We start from the raw sequence: 22,362 nt of genomic DNA on the forward strand, positions 1-22,362 counted from the left end.
ATAATACACAGGTTTTAAGCAAGGTTTACGGGCTGTAATTATCACAGGGCATGTGTTAGCGCAACGGCCGCCCCGTAAACACCGCTGTTTTGCCCCTAACAGGAGATGCGTATCACATCCCGTAAACTTTTCCGCGGGTTGAAAGGTAAATGAAAGGTTGTTGATTTAACAATCCAGCAACCCGTATCGGCGGGGATCGACACCGACTGAAAAAATACCTTGGGGAAAGCAATGAAAAAAATAATCACCCGCACTCTGACCGCTACCGCCCTGCTGCTGGCAACCCATCAGGCCTTTGCCATTGAAGCACCGAAACGTACCGAATGTATCGCCCCTGCCAAGCCCGGCGGTGGGTTTGACCTGACCTGCAAGCTGATTCAGGTCTCGCTGCAGGAAACCAAAGCCATCGATAAACCGATGCGCGTCACCTACATGCCCGGCGGCGTTGGCGCGGTGGCCTATAACGCCATTGTCGCCCAGCGTCCGGCGGAATTCGGCACCGTGGTCGCCTTCTCCGGCGGCTCATTGCTGAACCTGTCACAAGGGAAATTTGGCCGTTACAACGTCGACGACGTGAAATGGCTGGCCGCCGTCGGTACTGATTACGGCATGATCGCGGTCCGCGCCGACTCGCCGTACAAAACCCTGAAAGACCTGATGGATGCCTTCCAAAAAGATCCGAACAGCGTGGTGTTCGGCGCAGGTGCCTCTATCGGCAGCCAGGACTGGATGAAAACCGCCCTGCTGGCGCGTGAGGTCGGGATCGATCCTCACAAGATGCGTTACGTGGCATTCGAAGGCGGCGGCGAACCGGTTACCGCCCTGCTCGGCAACCACATTCAGGCAGTTTCCGGTGATTTGAGCGAAATGGTGCCCTACCTGCAGGGCGACAAAATCCGCGTACTGGCGGTATATGCCGATCAGCGTCTGCCGGGTCAGTTAGCCAATGTACCGACAGCCAAAGAACAAGGGTTCAATCTGGTTTGGCCGGTTATCCGCGGTTTCTACCTTGGCCCGAAGGTCAGTGAAGAGGAATACCAATGGTGGCTCGACACCTTCCAGAAAATGGCGGCGACCGATGAGTTCAAAAAACAGCGCGATCTGCGTGGCCTGTTTGAATTCAACCTGGCCGGCAAGGAACTGGATGCCTACGTGAAAACCCAGGTCAATCAGTACCGCGAACAGGCCAAAATTTTCGGCCTGGCCAAGTAACCGGGGGCATACCATGAGCGATCGCATTTTTGCCGGTTTCTGGCTGCTGCTGTGTATCGGCGGCCTGTTTATCGGCTGGGGTATCCAGAGCGAATACAGTTACGAGCCCCTGGGGCCACGTCCCTTCCCGCTGGCGATCCTCAGCCTGATGGCGCTGTGCGCAGCCCTGCTGCTGCTGAACAAACCTCAGGTAGTTGAATGGCCACATAACAAGGTCATGCAACGCCTGCTGGTGCTGGTGATTACCCTGGTGCTGTACGCCTGGGGCTTCGAGTGGCTGGGCTTTCCGCTGGCGACGACATTGTTGACCTTCAGCATTGGCCTGCTGTTCCAGGCCAGCCTGAAGGCAGCATTGGTGTCCGGCGTGGTGATGGGCGTGGCGCTGTATTACGCCTTTGACCGCTTACTTGATGTGACACTGCCACTCGGCGTTTGGCTGAGCTAACGGGGGCGATGATGGAAACCTGGATGTATTTATCTCAAGGGTTCGAGGTGGCATTGGTGCCACAGAACCTGATTATTGCCCTGATCGGCTGCTTCGTTGGCACCATTGTCGGCCTGCTGCCGGGGTTGGGGCCGATCAACGGCGTGGCTATTTTGCTGCCGCTGGCGTTCGCCCTCAAACTGCCGGCCGAGTCCGCGCTGATCCTGTTGGCGACGGTGTATATCGGCTGCGAGTACGGCGGTCGTATCTCCTCGATACTGCTTAACGTACCGGGTGACGCGGCGGCCATCATGACCGCGCTGGACGGCTACCCGATGGCGCAGCAAGGCCGTGCCGGTGTGGCACTGTCGATCTCGGCAGTCAGCTCTTTTGTCGGTTCGATGATCGCCATCGGCGGGATTATCCTGTTCGCCCCACTGCTGGCACGCTGGTCACTGGCGTTCGGCCCGGCGGAGTACTTTGCCCTGATGGTGTTCGCCATCGCCTGCCTGGGCAGCATGATGAGCCAGAACCCGCTGAAGTCGCTGCTGGCGGCGCTGATTGGCCTGGGGCTGGCGACGGTCGGGGTGGATGCCAACACCGGAGTTTACCGCTTCACCTTCGACAGTGTTCATCTCTCCGACGGCGTGCAGTTCATCGTGGTGGTGATTGGCCTGTTCTCGGTCAGTGAAATCCTGTTGATGCTGGAAAGCACCAGCGGCGGACAAAAGCTGGTGCGCAAAACCGGCCGCCTGCTGTTCAACCGTAAGGAAGCCGCCCAGTGCGTTGGCCCAACCTTGCGTTCTTCGGTGATTGGTTTCTTCGTCGGCATTCTGCCGGGCGCAGGTGCCACCATCGCCAGTGCGCTCACCTACATGACCGAAAAGAAAATCAGCGGTAACAGCGACACCTTCGGTAAAGGGGATATTCGCGGCGTGGCAGCGCCAGAGGCCGCCAATAACGCCTCAGCCTGCGGCTCGTTTATTCCGATGCTGACGCTGGGCGTGCCGGGTTCCGGTACCACGGCGGTGATGATGGGCGCGCTGACGCTGTATAACATCACGCCTGGCCCGGCGATGTTCACCGAACAACCGGATATTGTCTGGGGCCTGATCGCCGCATTGTTGATTGCCAACGTGATCTTGTTGATCATGAACCTGCCGCTGGTCGGCCTGTTCACCCGCATGCTGACCATTCCGCTGTGGTTCCTGGTCCCGGCGATTGCCGCGGTGTCTGCGGTCGGCGTTTATGCAGTGCACAGCACCACCTTTGACCTGCTGTTGATGGTCGGGCTGGGGGTGTTTGGCTATATTCTGAGGAAAATGCACTTCCCAATGTCGCCGTTGATTTTGGGCTTCGTATTAGGGGAGATGCTGGAGCAGAACCTGCGCCGCGCGCTGTCGATCAGCAACGGGGAGTTTGGCATTTTGTGGAGCAGCAGCATCGCGCAAACCTTGCTGGTGTTGGCGGTGTCCGTGCTGGTGCTGCCGCCACTGCTGCGCATCGTACGCAAACGCCGCCAAAGGGCGGAAGCGGCCAAGGCCGAGTAAGCCAAAGGGCGGGGTGTTTACCCCGCCCTTGGTTTGATGACAAAGTTGTCTTTGAACCCTAGATACTCGGGCCTAGCGCACCGAGGGGCGCTCCGGCAGCTAAAGCTGCTACGACCCCTTCGGCACGCTCTCCCTAATAACGAGCTTTGTCAGCCGTCTGAGGGTGAGTGATTTCCGCCCTTTATCTACTGCAAGAAACAACATCCTAAAGCCTGAGGCATTGTTTTTGAGTAACAAATCACGCCTCCGCCGTCTTGCTCTTCAACATCAGCACCCCGCCCATCACCAGCGCACTGCCCAGCAACTGCAACTGATTCATGTTTTCCCCCAGCAGGAAATAGGCGATCACCGCCGTAAACACCAGCTCCAGCGACAAAATCAGGTTAGCCACCGCCAGCGGCAAGGTTTTCAGACTGATGTTGTACAAACCAAACCCCAACAGCGTCGGCCCGGCGGCCAGGGTCAGCAACAACAGCCAGCCACGCCACTCAATGCCCTGAACCCCGTGGGACAGGAACCACAAAGAACCGGTCATGCCGTGGAACGCCGCCAGCGGGTAGAACGTCAACGCGGCGTTGAACAGCCACTGGTAGATGGCCGAGAAGCCGAACACATATAAAATGGTATTCCACACCGGATAATGACGCTCCGTCGCGACCCGCCCGCCCAGCGTGTAGAGGGTATAACCGATACCGGACAACATACCGACCAGCAGCCCCAGCAGGTTAAAATGGCTGTTGCCCATGCTGTCACCGTTGCTGACCAGGAAACAGCCGCCCAGGCTGACCACAATCACCACCAACTGACGCAGGTTCAGGCGCTCGCTGTAGATCATCCAACCGAGAAAGACGGTAAAGCCTACCGAACAGTAAGTCAGAATGGTCGCCACCGACGCGCCGTTCAGCGCCACCGACAACGTCCACAGGCTGTTGAATACCGCCAGCAGCAGGCCATAGCAGGCATAAAAGGGGATCTGCGAACGCCGTAAACGCGCCCACTCGGGCTTAAACAGCAACAGCGCCGGCAATAAAACCAGCGCCACCAACGCCGCTCGCCAAAAGGCCAGCACAAAGGTCGGCAGGTGATAATACTGCGTCAGCACGCGGATAATAATGGCGGTAAAAGCCAGCAACATGGCGCTGATAATGGCAATCACATAACCCTGACTGCTGCCCTGTAAAATACCCGCGCCGGGGAAAACCGGCCTGGCTGAAACACCCGATGGTAATGACATGACACCCTCAAAAAACGGCGGTAATAGACTCAGGCAGAGATTCTAACGCCGCGCGATTTTGCCGCCAGAGCCACTTTCCCCCAATGTTATACAGGCCACTTTTATCCGCTTGAAGGCTTGCTGCTATGGGGTATAGTAAAAATCATCACCGTTAACCGAGCCAATTTCGCATGCATATTCCATTAGACCGCCAGCAGGACGTCCCGCTGTATCTGCAAATTGAAGAAGCGCTGCGGCGGGCGATCCTGAGCGGCGTGTTTGTCGATGGCGATAAGCTGCCTTCAACCCGTACGCTGGCGAGCGAACTGGCCGTCAGCCGGTTGACGGTAGATAACGCCTATGCCGAACTGGCGGCCAAAGGCTTCTTGCGCCAACGGCGCGGCAGCGGTGCCTATGTCCAGCACCCGCTGCCACAACCCGCTCAACCGCGCCCCAGCACCGACACAGCTTTCCCGACGGAACGTTTCACCACCCTGACCTCACGGCTGGATGGCTACCCCGATATCCCGCTGCCGGACAACATCATCAACTTTGCCGCCGGTGTCGGTAGCCCGAAGGTTTTCCCTCAGGAAGAATTCCGCAAGATATTGCTGTCAGTACTCAGCCGCCATGCGGAAGAGGCTTTCAGCTATGGCGAATACTGTGGCTACTACCCGCTGCGCGATACGCTGGGGCGGATCCTCACCGCGCAGGGCATTCCGACCCATGCAGAACAATTGCTGATCACCAACGGTTCGCAGCACGCCATCAGCCTGATTGTGCAAAGCCTGCTGGAGCCGGGCGATACGGTGATCGTCGAACAGCCGACCTACGCCGAAGCGCTGGGGCTGCTGCGCCTGCACCGCATCAATATCGTCACTGTCCCCAGCGATCGGCACGGCATGCTGGTTGAACATCTACCCGCCCTGCTGGAAAAACATCGCCCGAAGCTGATTTACACCATTCCCAACTTCCATAATCCCACCGGACGCTGCATGAGCGAAGCCCGCCGTCGACGCCTGTTGGCACTGGCCCAGCGTGCTGGCGTGGTGATCCTGGAGGACGATTTTGTCGGCGATCTGCGCTACAACGGCAAGCAGTTGCCCTCGCTGCGGGCACTGGCGCAGCCGGGTGCGGTGATTTACGTCAGCACTTTTTCCAAAATGCTGTTACCCAGTATGCGCATCGGCTATTTGGTGGCGGACAGCGAACATTATCAGCGCATCGCCCGGCTGAAACACGTCGACAGCTTTACCAGTTCCAACCTGATCCAGCGGGCGCTGGACGCCTTCGTCACCATAGGTCGCTACGACAAACAGTTGCGGCGCGCCGGGCGGATCTATCGCCAACACCGGGACGTGATGGTGGCGGCTTTGCAGCAACAACTGCCGCCAGGCTGCCATTTTGAAACACCGGAGGGCGGGCTGTTTATCTGGCTGACGCTGCCTGCGACCGTTAACACCGAAGCCCTGATGCCGGTGGCCTGGCGACAGGGTGTGACTTTTGCGCGCGGAGAATGTTTTTATGCCGATGAACAGCGTGGCGCACACGGCCTGCGATTGAATTTCGCCGCCAATACGCCGCTGCTGATTGAGGAAGGTATCGCCCGGCTGTGCCGGGCGATTAGTCAGGTGATGGCGTCATAATAAGCCGCTGATTACAGCCCGGCCCACCACAGCCGCAGCTTCATGCCCCAGTAGCTGGTCCACCCGGTCGTGCTCTGCACCACCTGGCCTTTGGAGATGATCACCAGCGTCGGGGTGACGCCGATTTGCCACTGCGCCGACAGCTCGCCACGCGGATCATTCACCACCGGCAAGGTCACCCGTTTGCCCGCCAGCCACTGCGCTACCTGAGTGTCGTCGCCGGAGCGCAGCGCTACGGTCAACACGTTATCCCCCTCTCCGACCAGTCTGGCGACATAGGGGGTGGTGAAGCGGCAAACACCGCACCAACTGGCCCAGAAATAGACCAGCAACGGCTTATCCTGACTGAGCTGCGCCAGTGACATCTGTTCACCGTTCAGCGTCGTCAGAACCTGCGAGTCGAAGGCTGCCGGTGCCTGCGGTGCGCGCAGCCAGTCCATCCCGAACGCCGCCACCAGGACGATCAGCAGCAGGATCAGCAGTTCGCGCGTCCAACGTCGCAGCCTAGCCATTTTTGACCTTCGCCAATTGTTGTTTCACCATCGTTTCCAGCTCCTCGTAAGACACGGCCCCCGGCAGCATCTGGTCACCAATCAGCGTCGCCGGCGTCCCCTGCACGCCCAGTTGCTCCGCCAGTTCCATGTTAGTGCGCAGCGTGGTCATGCTTACCTCGCTGGGCGCTACGGCTTTCACCCCGGTTTTCTGCTGTGCGGCGGCAATGCTGGCGGTGTCGTGGAAACCTTTCTTCGCCATCAGCCGCTGGTGCAACGCCCAGAACTGGTCAGGATGCTGCTGCCAGGTAGTCAAGGCCACGCGCGCCGAACTGACCGAGCTTTCCCCTTTGAACGGCAACAGTTTCACCACCAACGCCACATCCGGGTTCTCTTTAACGATTTTTTCCAGCATCGGATCAAAACGCTTGCAGTACGGGCAGTTGTAATCGGTAAAGGTTACCAGCGTCAGTTTGGCATTGGCCGCCCCCAGACGCGGACTGGCCGGGTCTTCATACAGGGTTTTGGCGTTTTGCTTGATCGCCTGGCTGATTTGTTGGCCGGCGGTTTGCTGCTGCCAGGCATCAACCGCCTGCGCCAGAATATCCGGGTTCGACACCAGAGTTTCGCGGATCAGCTCTTTAATGCGCACTTCCTGATCCGGGGTAAAAGGGGCGGCGGCCCAAACAGGGGTGGCGATCAACATCAGTAAAATCATTAATTTTTTCATTGTGAGTTTCCTTTGGCGGCGGACAGAGTTTGCAATACGGCATCGCGGGTCAATAGCGGGGACAACACCACGCCATCTCGGCTGCCGGGGCCATAAATTTGATTAAAGGGCACGGCGACGCTGCCGCGTTGTTGCAGGAAGGCGCTAATTTCAGCCGATGGACGGCTCCAGTCCCCCCGCAGGGCAACAACGTCCTCAGCGCTCAGCGCCTTTTGCACGTCATCGCGCAGCAGTACGTTGAATTTGTTGGCTTTACAGGTTACACACCAGTCGGCAGTAACGTCGACAAACACCCGCTTGTTCTGGGCCAGCGCCTGGGTGATCGCCTCTTCGCTCAGCGGCTGCCAGGCTACATTGTCTTGCAGCGGCTGACGCCACAGCCCGGCGGTCAGCGAACCGGCCAATAGCACCACTCCGACCAGTACCAGGGTCCCGGCAGCCAGCTTGGCCGCCAGACGAATGCCATGTTGCCAGCCGACCGCCAGCAACAGGGCCAGCAGAGCGATAACCCCCACCACCAGCGTCGGCATCCCACCGATATGGTTGGCCATCAGGCTTAGCAGCCACAGCGAAGAAGCCAGCATCAGCAGGCCCATTACCAGGCGCAGACTGTTCATCCAGCGCCCAGGGCGAGGTAGACGCAGCGCCAGCGCCGGCCAGGCGGCAATCAGCAGCCAGGGCAGGCTCATGCCGATGCCCAGCGCGACAAACATACCCCACAACACCGGCAACGGCGCGGCCAGGGCAAATGCCACCGCGGTACCCAGGAAAGGTGCGGAGCACGGCGTCGCCAGCAAGGTGGCAAAAGCACCCTGCCAGAAATGGCCGCCCAAACCACGGCCGTTATGGGTCGCCAGTTTGGTGTTCAGCGAAGAGGAAAGTTGCAGATGGAACAGGCCGAACAGGTTGGCACTGAATAACAGCGTCACCAACACCATAAAGCCGATAAACCACGGGTTTTGGAACTGGATACCCCAGCCAAGCGCCTGATTACTCAGCCGCAGCAGCGTCATCAGCAAGGCCAGCGCCATAAACGACGCCACAATGCCGAACGACGAGGCCAGAAATTGCAGCCGAATGCTGTGTCGGTCGCGCTGTTCGACCTGCAAAATCGAACCCAGTTTGATGCCCAATACCGGCAGCACGCAGGGCATCAGGTTGAGGATCAGCCCACCGAGCAGCGCCATCAGGACCGCCTGCCACAACGAGAAACTCGCCGCAATCGGTGAGGCCAACGGCCCGCCAATCGGCAGAGTCACCTGTTGCGCCACGCCACCGTCACCGATCACCAACGTCAGAGTTTTGCCGCGTAAATCCGCTGCGCTGTCACCCCAGCCATCGCTGACCGGCACCCGCGCGAACATCTGTGAACCCTCACTGCTGACCTTCGGCTTGCCGAGGTCGGCATCTTCCAATGTATCGAAGAACAGCTCAGGCTGCTGCCAACCGGCGGTTCGCTCGGCGCTGATCTGCAGCTCCCCGTTCTGATAGCCGGCTTTAATGCTCTCCACCAGCCCATCAGCAATGGGTACCTGCCCCATCGCCTGGGCAAAGTCATGGGTAAACTGCGCGTCTGACGGCGCGCCAAGATCCAGACTGAACGGATAGTCGGTCAAGATGCAGACGTTGCTGCAGGTAGAAAGCGTCAGGGTGCCCGCCAACTGACGCGGCACCGCGCCTTTCATTACCATCGGCAACTCAACCCGGTCGTGATAACCCTGGGTAGAAATACCGGCAACGTCAAAACGCTGCGGCGTCGGCCAGTACCAGGTCGCCGGCGGTGGATTGCCCTGCCAGGTGATGGCCGGCGCAATACCGCCTTCCCCCGGCGAACGCCAATAGGTTTTCCAGCCTTTTTGCAGCTCTATGCCCAGCAGCAAACGGGTTTCCCCATTGTGCGAAGTGTCGGCACGCAGCCGCACCTTGGCGTGATCGTTAGTCGGACTTTGTAGCCAGCCGCTGTCCGCCGCCTGCAAAGCAGGTAGCCACAGCAGTAACAGGCAGGCTAATGCCGACCTGATGATATTCAACATGTTTTTTCTCCATAAATAAGCCAATCACCAAAACAGACGGGTGATTAACTCATTCACGGAACACGCATAATCGCAGATGTACCCTGAGGGTGGTGGGGGAAATAACTCTGGGAGGGGGAATGCGCAGGCGCGCGGCCACGGTGGGTGCCAACAGCACCAATAACAGACCCAGGCCGAACAGCAGGGTTTCGAACATCACCGGCGGCGAGGCCAACAACGATTTGGCACTCAGTTCGCAGGGCGTGGGTTGCAATTCGGCGGTGTCATCGGCGGGGGATTGTGCGGCGCTGGCGGCAGGCAGACCCGTCACTTGCTGCAACGCATGCAGGCTCGCCATGCGCTGAGTCATGCAGGTCAATACGACCAGGCAAGCCAGGCATAAAAACCATTTTGCAATCCGCTGCTGTTTAACCATGCCGTCCTCAATTCCAAGTCTGCGCTTATCTTAGCGGCGCAGACGCGTTTAGCAATGTTTTGCCTGTAAAGAAATGTCTGACGGCGGTATTGATGACGGCAATTTACAGGTATCATAAGCACAATCCTGCGCTTTTCGCCGGGTATGACGATTTTCTACACAGCGAAGGACAGGTGATATGCAACCTTTGAGTGGTCCGGGCACCCCGATCGCCAACGATCGTTCCCCGAGCCCGGACAAAACCACAGCCACTGACGGTAGTCCGCTCTCCCCGGCACAACGCACGACGCTGGAGAAGCTGGTCGTCAAGATCATGGCGCTCAGCCCGGCCAAGTCCGCAGAGATTTGGGTCACGCTGCGCCATGACCTGCAGACGGACAACAACAGCGAACTGCTGGCACGCCATTTCCAACCGGCCGAGCAACTGTTGCAAAACCGTCTGGCACAGGTGCAACAAAGCCATGCCAGCCGCCAACTGTTGCAGCAGCTTACCGAACTGTTGCCGCAGGGCAATAACCGCCTGGCCGTCAGCGACTTTATTCGCCAGCAGTTTGGCCATACGGTGCTGAGCCAGTTGAGCCATCCGCAGTTAGAACAGGTACTGAACCTGTTGCAGACCCGCAGCCTGGCCATTCCTCAGCCGCAGCAAACCACCACCAGCGATCGCCCGCTGCTGCCTGCCGAGCACCAGAGCCTGCAACAGCAGGTGACCAAGCTCAGCGCCGCCACCGGCGAATCACCGGTCAAGATCTGGCAGACGCTGTTTGACCTGAGTGGGGTAAAAACCAACGATCCGCTGCCTGCCCGCCACTTCCAACTGCTGAACCAGTTTTTGCAGGTGAAGGTCGCGCTGAGTCCACAGACTGCACCCACGCTGAACAACCTGTTGGCCGTGCTCAAACAGCCTGCAGACTCGCAGGAGCAACAGCAGTTGAATGACTACTGCCAGTCACGTTTTCACTGCAATGCCAGCGCACCGCTGACCCATCCGCAGATGAGCGATATTATCAACCAGCTGTTTGCGCGCCGCCTGGAAAAGACCGGTCCGGCACAGCCGCTGTCCGGCAGCCATGCCGAACCGCAGCCATTGCTCAACCCACTGATTGCCGCCCTGCCCCAACCGCTGCAAAAAGCGCTGAGCAAACCGGCCGTGGCCTTTATCCTGTTTGTTCTGGTGCTGGCCCTGGTATTGGCGCTGGTGTTTTAACCCCTCAGGCGCAGCCGCAGTCTTCTCCAATAGCACTTCCCTGCAGCGAGCCCGGCTGTTCACCGGTGGCCAATGGATGGCCATCGCGTAGCCAGAAGTCCAACCCACCAATCAATTCCTTCACCCGAAATCCTTGCAGCGCCAGCTTGTACGCCCCCTTGGTGGAGCCGTTGCAGCCAATGCCATCGCAATAAGTGACATAGACTTTATCGCGCGCAAGATGCGCCGTACCGGCCTCGTCCATCAGGCGATGGGGCAAACTGATGGCACCAGGAATATGTCCGGCCGCGTATAGGGCTTCCGCACGGGTATCGATCACCAGGATCTCACTGACGCCATTGCGCAGATCTTCTGCCACGTCCCACGCATCTGCGTAATAACTCAGCTTCGCGGCCAGATAATCCAGACTCTGCGCCGCCGTCCCCGGTGGAAAGGCCAAAACCAATGAAGATACCGCCATGGAATTCACTCCTGTTAATAAACACTGGTTAGCTCGAAAACCGCCTCCTTTCCTCCCCGGCCTGAAGGCCGAGGTTTCCCGGAGGCACTCTGATGATTGATACCCATTTTCGCCCATTGATAAGTCCCATTATGGCCAGCACGCTGCGCCGGGCTATGCATAACGGGACGTTGATCAGCGGGCAACGTTTGCCCTCATCCAGAGTACTGGCGGCAGATTTAGCGGTCTCACGCGTGACCGCCGAGGCGGCCTACGGCCAACTTGAGGCCGAGGGCTATCTAATGCCAGCCGGGCGGCGCGACGGTTGGCTGTTGGGCTTTTCTGCCCTGACACCGGGTGAAATCCGTGCCGCTATCGAACGGCTGGCACAGATTTCCCTCGTTTAAACTGACAACGCCGTTTGCGATTAAATTACTGCTCGGTCAGGCGCAGTTCGGCAACCACCGGCAGGTGATCGCTGACCGCCGGCCAGTGAATGCCATTCCAGTCGCCGCTGGCGTTCGGCACCGTCAGGCTGTCCAGGTGCCAGCGTTGGGCATTGCCGCTAAAGATGTAGTCGACCTTGATTTCGGCGTTTTCTGCCGGCCAACTGCGGCCATCTTGCGCGCTGGGCATGATGTCGTTCCAGTAACGGCCCAGTTCGGTCCAGGTGACGCTGCCCGGCACGTCGTTCATATCGCCAAACAACAGCTTGATACCGCGCATCTCGATAGTGCGATCGTTCAACTCACGCACCTGCTCCAAACGCATGGCAGGATCTTCCTTGGTGTCCAGATGGGTATTGATCAGGGTGATTGGGGCCGGGAATTCAGGCACGTCAGTCTGGGCACTGAAGGCAATGCGCTGTTCACGCTGACCGGAGGGGAGCGGATAAATCTTGCTGTCATGCAGCGGGTATTTTGACAGGAACGCCAGACCATATTCACCGCCGTCAAAGTCAATCGCGCGCCCAAAGACCACGTGCATGCCGGTCAGCTTGGCCAACTCTTCAGCCTGATCCAATTTACCGCTGCGGCCGGTCAGCTTGTCCACTTCCTGCAGCGCCACCACGTCGACGTTCATCGCCTTGATCGCTTTGGCGATGGCGGTCATGTCACTGACCTTACCGGCGGCAATATTGAAGCTGGCGACGCGGATCTTCGGTGCCTGCTCCAGGCTATAGGTTTTGTTCTTCAGGCCGCCGAGCGCGCTGGCTACTTCGCGGCTATTGGCGTTGCTGTTGGCATGGCCGCCGTCGGTAGAAGACCAGGCGGTCTGAGATATTCCCAGGGATAACAAAGTAATAAGCAAAGCCTGACGTGAGCGCATGAATTCTCCTTTTAAGGTTAAGATTTTTGTTGGGGCACCCGCTCCCCACAGCTAACAACGATTTTGCCGCAGTTACCCGCGACTATTTCCTAGTTGTGCCGCTATTTTTTTATTCTGCGCGGCGTCTCGCATTCCGACAGCCGAAGTATTGCACCATTGGACAACCGGCTGATTTACCTTTAAAACCAATAGACCGCTTACCGAGAGGAACCCGCATGACCAGCGCCATAGCCGAACAGCTCACCGAACGTTTCTTCCGCTATCTGGCGGTGACCAGCCAGAGCGATGCCGCCGTCACCACCCTGCCCAGCACGCTGGGCCAGCATGATATGGCCAAGCTGCTGGCCGCCGAACTGCGCCAGTTGGGGATGAAAGACGTGCAAATTGATGAGCACGCCACCGTCACCGCACGCAAGCCCGGTAACCAGCCAGGTGCGCCGCGCATCGGTTTTATTACTCATATCGATACCGTTGACGTCGGCCTGTCAGCACATATTCATCCGCAGCGCCTGCGCTTTAGCGGCCAGGATCTGTGCCTGAACGCGGAGCATGACATCTGGCTGCGCACCGCCGAGCACCCGGAGATCCTGGCCTACCCGAATGAAGAGATTATTTTCAGCGACGGGACCAGCGTGCTCGGTGCCGATAACAAGGCCGCAGTGACGGTAGTGATGACCCTGTTGGCTAACCTGAGCGCCACCGACCGCCACGGCGATATTCTGGTGGCCTTTGTGCCGGATGAAGAAATTGGCCTGCGCGGTGCCAAGGCGCTGGATCTGGCTCGCTTTGATGTGGACTTCGCCTATACCATCGACTGCTGCGAACTGGGGGAAGTGGTGTATGAAAACTTCAACGCGGCCGCGGCGGAGATCCGCATTGAGGGGGTGACCGCTCACCCGATGTCGGCCAAGAACGTGCTGATCAACCCGATTCGCATCGCCAACGACATCATCAACCAGTTCGACAGCCAGGATACGCCGGAGCATACCGAGGGACGTGAAGGCTACTTCTGGTTCAATGACATGACGGCCAATGCCAACCTCGCCACGCTGAAAGTGTCGATCCGTGATTTTGATCTGGCGAATTTCAATGCGCGTAAAGAGCGTATTCAGCAAGTGGTGCAGCAGGTGGCGGCAAACTACCCGCGGGCCAGGGTCAGCTGCAGCGTCACGGATATCTACAGCAATATCAGCAACTCTATCGGTGAAGACAAACGTGCCATCGAACTGATTTTCGGCGCCCTCGCCGCCCATGGTATTCCGCCAAAGGTGATACCGATGCGCGGTGGCACCGACGGTGCGGCGTTGTCCAGCCGCGGGCTGGTGACCCCCAACTACTTTACCGGCGCGCACAATTTCCATTCACGCTTTGAGTTTCTGCCGATCAGCGCCTTTGTGAAGTCCTATCAGGTCACCCGCAGTATTTGTTTGCTGGCGGCTCGCGGTTAATTGCTTGGCCAAGGGAGAGCGGTATTTCATACAAAAATACCGCTCTTAGGCCAACAGCCAGCCAAGCAACCCACCCCACGCCAGCAGTGGCAGCGAATAATAATGGAATTTCAGCCAGATTTTTCGCTCGCCCGCCATCCGCAGTGCAATCAGATTGGCCAGCGAGCCGATCGCCAGACCAAAACCACCGGCGTTCACCGCATAGGCCAACAGTTGGCTGGAAGGCACGTAATTGAGCAGTAAAATGGTCGCCGGCACATTGCTGATCACCTGTGACAGGCCTATCCCCAGGGCATAAATACCGCCCTCGCTTAGCCTGGCAATGTCAGCAAACCAGGGCTGGACGACCTCTAGTCGAGTGAACAACCCCACGTCGATAAACATGGCGATAAAGACAAAAATCAGGCTCCAGTCGATCTGCAGCAATACCCGGCGCGCCAGCAGTAAAAAACCGGCGAATACCGCCAACAGACCGTACAGCGGCAGGTCAATATCCAGACACAGCAGAAAAATCACGTACAACGCCACACAGCTCAGCAACAGACGTCGCTGATAAGGGTAGCCTTCGGTGTGCGGGGCCTTAACGATATCCCGCGCCGGGAAACTGAACCAGGTCAACAGCAGCAGGCTGGCCAGCATCGCCACACCAAAGGGTGCCATCTGGGCAATGAAACCCAGGAAGGACAACGAGGATTTACTCCACAGCAAAATGTTCTGCGGATTGCCAATCGGCGTCAGCAGCGAGCCGGCATTGACCGCCAGCGCCTGGAAGATAATCAGCCGGCTAATCGGCAGCGAAGAAAGTTTTTTCAGCGTGATGGTCAGCGGAATGACAATAAACAGTGCCACGTCGTTGGTCAGGAATGACGACAACAGCGCGGCAGAAAACACCAAAAACAGCGCCAGCCGCCGTTCGCTGTGCAGCGTATTGACTATCTTGCGGCCGATAAAATCAAAATAGCCGCTGACCTCAACCCCCTTGGTCAACAGCATCAGGCCCAGCAGGGTAATAATGGTTCGCCAGTCAATAAAACCGCTGAGCGCGGGCAGTGGCTGCGGATTAATGACCGCCATCAACACGCCGGCCAACAGCAGAATATGTAAAAAACGATCTTTCAGGAACGGCTGGATCAGCCGGAGAGCGGCGTTTGAACTCATGTTGAGCGCTTCAAAAATCAACCAGGGGTCGGGAGCCAGAAGTTAGCCCAAGCACGACGGGAACGCCAGCAAAATGCTATTTTACCTTTAACTGCTTTTCATTCGTCGCGCTTTACTTTATTGGTAGCGCCTTTCCCAGTTTTAAAGGATTTTTTATGGCTAACGTTTTCGCCAAAGGACTGTTGCTGAGTCTCGTGCTCGGTTTGCTGACCGCCTGTAATGACCAGAACTCCCGCCCGCAGACGGACATCGACGGCAAAACCATGGGGACCTTTTACAGCGTCAAGGTCAGCGGTGACATGGCAATCAATAAACAGCAGTTGCAACAGCAGATCGACGCCGTGCTGGAGCGGGCCAACGACGATATCTCCACCTACCGCAATGATTCGGTACTGTCGCGCTTTAATCAGACCCGCAGCGCCGATCCACAGCCGATCCCACGCGGTATGGCGGACATTATCCTGATGGCTCAACGCATCGGCCGCGATACTCAGAGCGCGATGAATATTACCGTCGGTCCACTGGTCAATTTGTGGGGCTTCGGCCCGGATAAAAAAGTGGTCAAGGTGCCGAGCCAGCAGCAAATAGAAGCGGCGCAAAAGAATGTCGGCCTGCAGCATCTCAAGCTGATCAGTGACGATCGCGGTGAGTGGCTGCAAAAAGACCTGCCGGAGATGTATGTCGATCTCTCAACCCTGGGTGAAGGTTATGGCGTTGACCAGTTGGTGCAGTTGATGGCGCGCAACGGCATCACCAACTATCTGGTTTCGGTCGGCGGTGCGGTTTCCTCACGCGGCGTTAACGGCCAGGGCAAAGCCTGGCGGGTAGCGATCCAAAAACCAACCGACCGCGAGAATGCGGTGCAGGCCCTGGTGGATCTGCAAGGGTATGGCATCAGCACCGCCGGCAGCTACCGCAACTATTTCGAACAGGATGGGCAGCGTTATTCACATGTGATCGATCCCGCGACCGGCCGACCTATTACCCACCGTCTGGTGTCCGCCACGGTGATCGCCCCGACCGCGCTTGAAGCCGACGGTTGGGATACCGGGCTGATGGTGCTGGGAACGGAAAAAGCACTGAAACTGGCAGAGGAAAAAGGGCTGGCGGTGTATTTGGTCAGCAAAACTGACCAGGGATTCAGCGCCGTGATGACGCCGCAGTTTAAAGCGTTTCTGGTGAAATAGTTTCGGGTTCAGTAATAAGGGGCGCAGTTCAATACCGCGCCCCGCTCCGTCATCCTTTACGGTGCAACAGCAAATAAACCACCGGAACCACCAGCATCGACAACAAGGGTGCGCTGACCATCCCGCCAATCATCGGTGCCGCAATGCGTCGCATCACCTCAGAACCGGCACCATCGCCCCACATGATCGGTAACAACCCGGCCATGATGGTGGCGACGGTCATCACTTTTGGCCGCACGCGCAGTACCGCCCCCTCACTGATGGCCGCCATCAGTTGTTGCTGAGTGAGCGGCTGCCCTGGCTGACGGTGTTTTTCCAACGCGTGATTCAGATACAACACCATAATCACGCCGAACTCCGCCGCCACCCCGGACAGGGCAATAAAGCCAACCGCCCCGGCCACCGACAGGTTGTAGTCCAACAGGTACAGCAGCCACACGCCGCCGATCAGCGCGAAGGGCAACGTCGCCATGATCAGCAGCGCATCGCGCACGCTGCTGAAGGTGACAAACAGCAAGACGAAAATGATCGCCAGTGTCACCGGCAGCACGATTTTCAGCTGGGCGCTGGCGCGTTCCAGATATTCAAATTGCCCGGACCAGCCCAATGACACCCCGGCCGGCAGCTTGACCTGCTGCGCGACCGCCTGCTGCATCTCTTCCACCGCCGATTTAAGATCGCGCCCACGCAGATCGACATAAATCCAGTTGGAAAGCCGCGCATTCTCACTTTTTAACATCGGCGGCCCTTCGGTCACCCGAATGTCTGCCAACATCGACAACGGCACCTGGCCCCCGCTGGCGGTCAGAACCGGCAACGCCTGCAGTTGTTGCACCGAATCACGGATTTCACGTGGGTAACGCACATTGATCGGATAACGCGCCCGCCCCTCTATGGTTTCGCCAATGTTTTCGCCGCCCACCAACGTCGCAACCATAGATTGCAGCTCTTTGACCGAAACACCGTAGCGTGCCGCCCGCTGGCGGTCGATATCAATATCCACGTAACGGCCGCCGGTAATGCGCTCGGCCAGTGCCGAGGTAACGCCCGGAACCCGCTTCACCACCTGCTCAATCTGCCCAGAAATCCGTTCGATCTCGGCCATGTTATTGCCGTTCACCTTGATACCGACCGGGCTTTTTATCCCGGTGGCCAACATATCCAGCCGATTGCGGATTGGGGGAACCCACACGTTGGCTATCCCCGGCACCTTGACCACGCTGTCCAATTCCGCCACCAGCTTGTCCATGGTCATCCCCGGCCGCCATTGATCACGCGGCTTGAAGCGAATGGTGGTTTCCAGCATGGTCAGCGGTGCCGGGTCGGTGGCGGTTTCCGCCCGCCCCGCCTTGCCGAATACCGTCGCCACTTCCGGCACGGTTTTGATCAACCGGTCGGTCAGTTGCAGCAGCCTGCTGGCCTCGCGCGCCGACATGCCCGGCAATGACGATGGCATATACAACAAATCGCCTTCATCGAGCTGCGGCATAAATTCACTGCCCAGGCGGCTAAGCGGATACAAGGTTAGCAACAGCAGCAGCAAGGAAACCCCGAGCGTGGTTTTCGGTCTTGCCAACACCGCCGCCAGCACCGGCTGATACAGACGGATCAGCCAGCGATTGATCGGGTTGGCATGTTCGTCGGGAATGCGACCACGGATGAAGTAACCCATCAACACCGGCACCAGCGTAATCCCCAGCCCGGCCGCCACCGCCATGGCATAGGTTTTGGTGTAGGCCAGCGGAGAGAACATCCGCCCTTCCTGCGCCTGAAGTGTGAACACCGGAATGAAGGACAGCGTGATGATCAGCAGACTGCAAAACAGCGCCGGCCCCACTTCCACCGCCGCCTGCTCCGAAATGCGCCAGTAATCTGCCGACGTCGGTTGTTGCCCAGGGTGGCGTTGTCGCCACTGCTCCAGCACCTTATGCATGTTCTCGATCATCACGATCGCCGCATCCACCATCGCCCCTATCGCGATGGCGATCCCGCCCAACGACATGATGTTGGCGTTCACCCCCTGATAATGCATCACCACAAAGGCACCGAGAATGCCGAGTGGCAGCGTGATCATCGCCACCAGTGCCGAGCGGAAATGGAACAGGAACAAGGTGCAGACCAGAGCCACCACGATAAACTCTTCCAGCAGCTTGTGGGACAAGGTTTCGATGGCATGCTCGATCAACTGAGAGCGGTCGTAAACCGTGACGATTTCCACCCCCGGCGGCAAAGTCTGCTGAATCTCCTGTAGCTTCACCTTCAGCGCGTTGATGGTTTCCAGCGCATTCTTACCGTAGCGCATCACCACAATGCCGCCTGCCACTTCCCCTTCCCCGTTCAGTTCCGCCACGCCACGGCGGATCTCCGGCCCTTCACGCAGCGTCGCCACCTGTGACAGCAGGATAGGTACACCGTCGCGCACGGTGATCACCACGTTGGCAAAATCACTCAGCTTTTTCAGGTAGCCCGAGGTGCGCACCATATATTCCGCTTCGCCCATTTCCAGCAGCGCCCCGCCGCCTTCCTGATTGGCGTCCTGAATGGCCGTCACCACCTGTTGATGAGTGATATTCAGCGCACGCAGACTTTGCGGATCCAGCACCACCTGATACTGGCGCACCATGCCGCCGACGCTGGCCACTTCCGCCACGTTGGGGACGGTTTTAAGCTCAAACTTCAGCGTCCAGTCTTGCAGCGCACGCAGGTCGGCCAGGCTGTGTTTGCCGCTTTTATCCACCAGAGCATATTCATACACCCAACCCACACCGGTGGCATCCGGCCCCAGCGCCACCTTCACCTGTTCAGGCAATGAAGATTGCACCTGGCTCAACGACTCCAGCACCCGTGAACGCGCCCAGTAAAGATCGGTACCGTCCTCAAACAGCACGTAGACGTAGGCATCGCCAAACATGGAAAAGCCACGCACCGTTTTAGCCCCCGGCACCGTCAACAAGGTAGTGGTCAGCGGATAGGTAACCTGGTCTTCAATCACCTGCGGTGCCTTGCCTGGGTAAGTGGCACGGACGATCACCTGCACGTCAGACAAATCCGGCAAAGCATCCAGCGGTGCTTTCTGCAAAGCCCAAACACCCCAGCCGGCCAACAACACCGAAGCCAGTAACACCAGCAGCCGATTACGCAGCGACCAGCGGATCACTAATGCAATCATAAGTGGCCTCCGTGTTCAGTACTCGCCGGCAGGACCTGGCTGATATGCGAACCGCTGTCGTCGACGCCAAAGCGGATTTTCACCCGGTCGCCTGGCTTGATGTCTGCCGGTAATCCCCCCGGCGGCAGAGCAAAATCCATGGTCATCGCCGGCCACTGCAATTCCGGCACCGGCCCGTGGGACAGCGTCATGCTGTCGCCATTCAGCGCCTTAATCACGCCCTCAGCCTGATACTGCTTAACCTCGGTTTCCGCCGCCATCTGCGGCAAGGCACTGCGCATGCTGGCCTCGGAGTCGATCAGGAACTGACCGGAGGTCACGACCTGCTGCCCGGCGTTCAGCCCACGTTTGATTTCCACCCAGCCGTCCTGTGCGCGCCCGGCCACCACCTCAACCGGCGTGAAATGACCATTACCTTCGGCGATCAATACCCGATTACGATCGCCACTGCCAATCAGCGCCTCCTGCGGGATTGCCAGCACCGGTTTACCGACGTGGCTCTGCGACAACGTCAGTTGCAGGTACATACCCGGCCGCAGCTTTTGTTGAGGATTTTTCAACAGGATCCGCGCTTTAAAGGTTCGGGTCAGCGGATCAACATTAGCCAGCAGTTCACTCACCTCGCCTTCAAAGCGCTCTCCCGGCCAACTGGCGGAGTTGGCCTGCACCCTGTCCCCCACTTTCAGCAACCCGGCTTGCGCCTGCGGATAATCAGCCACGATCCACACCGGATCGAGACGGGCAAGTTCGAATAGCCCCTGCGCCACGGTCACCTGCGCGCCTTCGAGCACGCTGAGCTTGTTCACATAACCGCTTTCCGGCGCCACTATCGTAATGCGAGGCTCGGGTTTACCCCTGCGCTCTACCTGCCGAATCACCGCTTCAGGCATAAACAGCAGTTGCAACCGCTGGCGTGCGGCGGCGGTCAACGCACGGTCACCCAGTTGGCGTATCGCCAGATACTCCTGCTGCGCCGCGCTCCAGTCCGGGATCCACAACTGTGCCAGTGCTTCGCCTTTTTTCACCTGCTGCTGGCTGGCACGGACATAGAGTTTTTCCACCAGCCCATTGGCGCGGGCGGCAATGATCTGCACCCCACGTTCATCGGTGGCCACGCTGCCAAAAACGTTAAGCTGCGGATCCAGCGGACGCAACTGGGCGGTTTCGATACGTACCCCCAGGTTCTGCTGCTGGCGTGCGCTGATGGTCACACCGCCCTCCGTCTCCGCCTCATCGGCATAGCGCGGCACCAGTTGCATATCCATAAAAGGCGATTTCCCCGGCTTATCAAAACGCTGGGCAGGCATCATCGGATCGTACCAATACAGTACCTGCCGTTCACTTTTGTCCACCTGCGGTGCGGTTTCACCCGACGCACCAAACCAGTATCCGGCCAGCCCAGCGCCGATTAACGCCGCTAACAGCGCCAGCTTAAATGGCATTTTCATTGCATCGACTCCTGAGGGGTGAGATAGCGGATGGCGGCCCAAATCTGTGCCAGTCCGCGAGCGGCCTTACCGGCGCTGAGACGGCTGTCGAGCAGTGCTCGCCTTGCTTCCAGCACCGCAGACAAGTCGCCTTTACCGCTGCGATATTGCGCCAACAGCAAGCTCACTCGCTGTTGCTGCAGGGGGATCGCCTGTTGTTGCTGGCGCTGCCATTGCGCCTGTGCCGCCTGATACTGTGCCAACAGCGTATCGAGTTGTGCCTGATGATCGCGGATCAGCAACGTCAGTCGATCGTTGGCCTCCATGTTGCGGGACACATCAGCGGCGTAGTTCTTGTCCTGCCGTTGTGAGCGGAACAGCGGCAGATCGACGGTAAACATCACCCCAGCCAGATCTTCGTAATCATCGGCACGCTTGCCGTAATAGACCTCTACGCCGACGTCCGGTATGGCTGCCACCTCTGACTGCGCCGAACGCGCCTTGGCTACGTCGGCCTCACGGCTGGCCTGCAGCACCTCGGGATGCTGCCTGATCGCCTGCCGCAAGACGTCACTGTCGGCCGGCAAACGTTCAAAGCGCGGCAGGGTTCCGGCGGTATCCGTCGCCGCCAGACCGGTCAGTTGTGTCAGGCGTGCCTGCGCCACCGCGACGTCACGCTGCGCCTCGCTGATACGGTCCTGCATGGCCAACAGCGTCAGTCTGGCGTCCAGCACGCCGCTGGCAGGAGTACCGCCACCGGCCACACCAGCATGCTGAGTGGCAATTTGACGCTCACTCTCCGTGACCAGGGCAGTGGCATCGCGCAAGGTTTGCCGACTCAGCGCCAGTTCCAGCCATGCCTGTGCGGTTTGCTGCTGCAGACGGGTTCGGATGGTGGCACTGCCGGCGTCCGTCTGGCTGGCCTCGGCACGCAGGGTATCCGCCTTACGTTGGCGTTTGGTGCTGCTGACGTAATCCTGCATGATGCCAACCCGCCCCATCGTCATGCCTTCACGGGTGAAGCGTCGGGCGTTTCCACCCTGCACCGGCACGTTTTCAATACCGAACTTCAGCTTGGGATCGGGCAATTGCATCGCCGAATCCGCCATGTTCTCCAGGGCATTCACCTGATGTCGATTCGCCGAAAGCTCGGCCGAATAACGTTCGGCGGCCGTCAGCGACTGTTGCAGCGTCAACTCCGCCGCCTGGCTGGCCGGTGCCCAACAGGCAAGCAGCAGCCAGCCCACCCGCCAAGAGTGAGAAAGAATAATGGTCATGACGCCT

General features: G+C 58.6%; 18 protein-coding genes and 1 pseudogene. 8 read left to right on the plus strand and 11 right to left on the minus strand.

The window, feature by feature from the left end; translation table 11 throughout:
• Positions 1–231 precede the first annotated feature (231 nt).
• From NHG65_RS18350 to NHG65_RS18360, 3 genes are read left to right on the plus strand one after another with little or no spacing between them, the layout of a single operon-like run.
• Positions 232–1,212 (plus strand): Bug family tripartite tricarboxylate transporter substrate binding protein, encoded by a 981-nt coding sequence (locus NHG65_RS18350; protein ID WP_099061633.1) that lies wholly within the window; start codon positions 232–234, stop codon positions 1,210–1,212.
• Positions 1,213–1,225: 13 nt separating this feature from the next.
• Entirely contained in the window at positions 1,226–1,657 is a 432-nt protein-coding gene (locus NHG65_RS18355; RefSeq protein WP_012146057.1) for a tripartite tricarboxylate transporter TctB family protein, read from the plus strand.
• 11 nt (positions 1,658–1,668) lie between these two features.
• Positions 1,669–3,186, plus strand: coding sequence for a tripartite tricarboxylate transporter permease (locus NHG65_RS18360; RefSeq protein WP_085117845.1), 1,518 nt, complete (start codon positions 1,669–1,671; stop codon positions 3,184–3,186).
• A 238-nt stretch (positions 3,187–3,424) separates the two neighbouring features.
• Here the strand turns inward: NHG65_RS18360 and NHG65_RS18365 are convergent, their stop codons facing one another.
• Positions 3,425–4,420 carry a DMT family transporter gene (locus NHG65_RS18365; RefSeq protein WP_207978867.1) on the minus strand — a complete coding sequence of 332 codons (996 nt, stop codon included), beginning with the start codon at positions 4,418–4,420 and terminating at the stop codon, positions 3,425–3,427.
• A gap of 170 nt (positions 4,421–4,590) precedes the next feature.
• Here NHG65_RS18365 and pdxR point away from each other — a divergent pair, with 170 nt between their 5' ends.
• Positions 4,591–6,045 carry a MocR-like pyridoxine biosynthesis transcription factor PdxR gene (pdxR, locus tag NHG65_RS18370; RefSeq protein ID WP_499182520.1) on the plus strand — a complete coding sequence of 485 codons (1,455 nt, stop codon included), beginning with the start codon at positions 4,591–4,593 and terminating at the stop codon, positions 6,043–6,045.
• A gap of 11 nt (positions 6,046–6,056) precedes the next feature.
• On the opposite strand, the gene NHG65_RS18375 is transcribed toward pdxR, so the two are convergent.
• The 4 genes from NHG65_RS18375 to NHG65_RS18390 are packed head-to-tail and all read right to left on the minus strand — an operon-like array spanning position 6,057 to position 9,714.
• Positions 6,057–6,557 (minus strand): protein disulfide oxidoreductase, encoded by a 501-nt coding sequence (locus NHG65_RS18375; RefSeq protein WP_499182521.1) that lies wholly within the window; start codon positions 6,555–6,557, stop codon positions 6,057–6,059.
• A complete protein-coding gene (locus NHG65_RS18380; RefSeq protein ID WP_085117858.1) occupies positions 6,550–7,266 on the minus strand; it encodes a DsbA family protein in 717 nt (238 codons plus the stop codon). Before NHG65_RS18380 ends, NHG65_RS18375 begins: the two co-directional genes overlap by 8 nt.
• Positions 7,263–9,299, minus strand: coding sequence for a protein-disulfide reductase DsbD family protein (locus NHG65_RS18385; RefSeq protein WP_413477937.1), 2,037 nt, complete (start codon positions 9,297–9,299; stop codon positions 7,263–7,265). Before NHG65_RS18385 ends, NHG65_RS18380 begins: the two co-directional genes overlap by 4 nt.
• Before the next feature lie 49 nt (positions 9,300–9,348).
• Positions 9,349–9,714 (minus strand): copper resistance protein, encoded by a 366-nt coding sequence (locus NHG65_RS18390; protein WP_099061639.1) that lies wholly within the window; start codon positions 9,712–9,714, stop codon positions 9,349–9,351.
• A gap of 178 nt (positions 9,715–9,892) precedes the next feature.
• Here NHG65_RS18390 and flk point away from each other — a divergent pair, with 178 nt between their 5' ends.
• Complete coding sequence (gene flk / locus NHG65_RS18395) at positions 9,893–10,921, plus strand: flagella biosynthesis regulator Flk (protein ID WP_085117864.1); 1,029 nt, start codon at positions 9,893–9,895, stop codon at positions 10,919–10,921.
• Between the two features lie 4 nt (positions 10,922–10,925).
• Here flk and NHG65_RS18400 read toward each other — a convergent pair whose 3' ends face one another.
• A complete protein-coding gene (locus tag NHG65_RS18400; protein WP_099061640.1) occupies positions 10,926–11,381 on the minus strand; it encodes a rhodanese-like domain-containing protein in 456 nt (151 codons plus the stop codon).
• A gap of 92 nt (positions 11,382–11,473) precedes the next feature.
• On the opposite strand from NHG65_RS18400, the pseudogene NHG65_RS18405 reads away from it, so the two are divergent.
• Positions 11,474–11,662: pseudogene (locus tag NHG65_RS18405) on the plus strand (GntR family transcriptional regulator); the annotation flags it as partial.
• 130 nt (positions 11,663–11,792) lie between these two features.
• On the opposite strand, the gene NHG65_RS18410 reads toward NHG65_RS18405, so the two are convergent.
• On the minus strand, positions 11,793–12,689 hold the full coding sequence (locus NHG65_RS18410) for an endonuclease/exonuclease/phosphatase family protein (protein ID WP_283603660.1): 897 nt from the start codon (positions 12,687–12,689) through the stop codon (positions 11,793–11,795).
• Between the two features lie 215 nt (positions 12,690–12,904).
• Here NHG65_RS18410 and pepT point away from each other — a divergent pair, with 215 nt between their 5' ends.
• Complete coding sequence (pepT, locus tag NHG65_RS18415; RefSeq protein ID WP_499182522.1) at positions 12,905–14,137, plus strand: peptidase T; 1,233 nt, start codon at positions 12,905–12,907, stop codon at positions 14,135–14,137.
• A 45-nt stretch (positions 14,138–14,182) separates the two neighbouring features.
• Here the strand turns inward: pepT and NHG65_RS18420 are convergent, their stop codons facing one another.
• Positions 14,183–15,295 (minus strand): SLC13 family permease, encoded by a 1,113-nt coding sequence (locus NHG65_RS18420; protein WP_499182523.1) that lies wholly within the window; start codon positions 15,293–15,295, stop codon positions 14,183–14,185.
• A gap of 155 nt (positions 15,296–15,450) precedes the next feature.
• On the opposite strand from NHG65_RS18420, the gene apbE reads away from it, so the two are divergent.
• Complete coding sequence (gene apbE, locus NHG65_RS18425; protein WP_499182524.1) at positions 15,451–16,482, plus strand: FAD:protein FMN transferase ApbE; 1,032 nt, start codon at positions 15,451–15,453, stop codon at positions 16,480–16,482.
• A 49-nt stretch (positions 16,483–16,531) separates the two neighbouring features.
• Here the strand turns inward: apbE and NHG65_RS18430 are convergent, their stop codons facing one another.
• The 3 genes from NHG65_RS18430 to NHG65_RS18440 are packed head-to-tail and all read right to left on the minus strand — an operon-like array spanning position 16,532 to position 22,355.
• Positions 16,532–19,651 carry an efflux RND transporter permease subunit gene (locus tag NHG65_RS18430; protein ID WP_499182525.1) on the minus strand — a complete coding sequence of 1,040 codons (3,120 nt, stop codon included), beginning with the start codon at positions 19,649–19,651 and terminating at the stop codon, positions 16,532–16,534.
• Positions 19,648–21,099: an efflux RND transporter periplasmic adaptor subunit gene (locus NHG65_RS18435; RefSeq protein WP_499182526.1), complete on the minus strand. Its 1,452-nt coding sequence runs from the start codon at positions 21,097–21,099 to the stop codon at positions 19,648–19,650. Before NHG65_RS18435 ends, NHG65_RS18430 begins: the two co-directional genes overlap by 4 nt.
• Positions 21,096–22,355: a TolC family protein gene (locus tag NHG65_RS18440; RefSeq protein ID WP_499182527.1), complete on the minus strand. Its 1,260-nt coding sequence runs from the start codon at positions 22,353–22,355 to the stop codon at positions 21,096–21,098. The genes NHG65_RS18435 and NHG65_RS18440 overlap by 4 nt, the downstream gene beginning before the upstream one ends.
• Positions 22,356–22,362: the final 7 nt, after the last annotated feature.

Source organism: Serratia myotis (assembly GCF_027474885.1).
In the GTDB taxonomy this organism is placed as follows: Bacteria; Pseudomonadota; Gammaproteobacteria; order Enterobacterales; family Enterobacteriaceae; genus Serratia; species Serratia proteamaculans.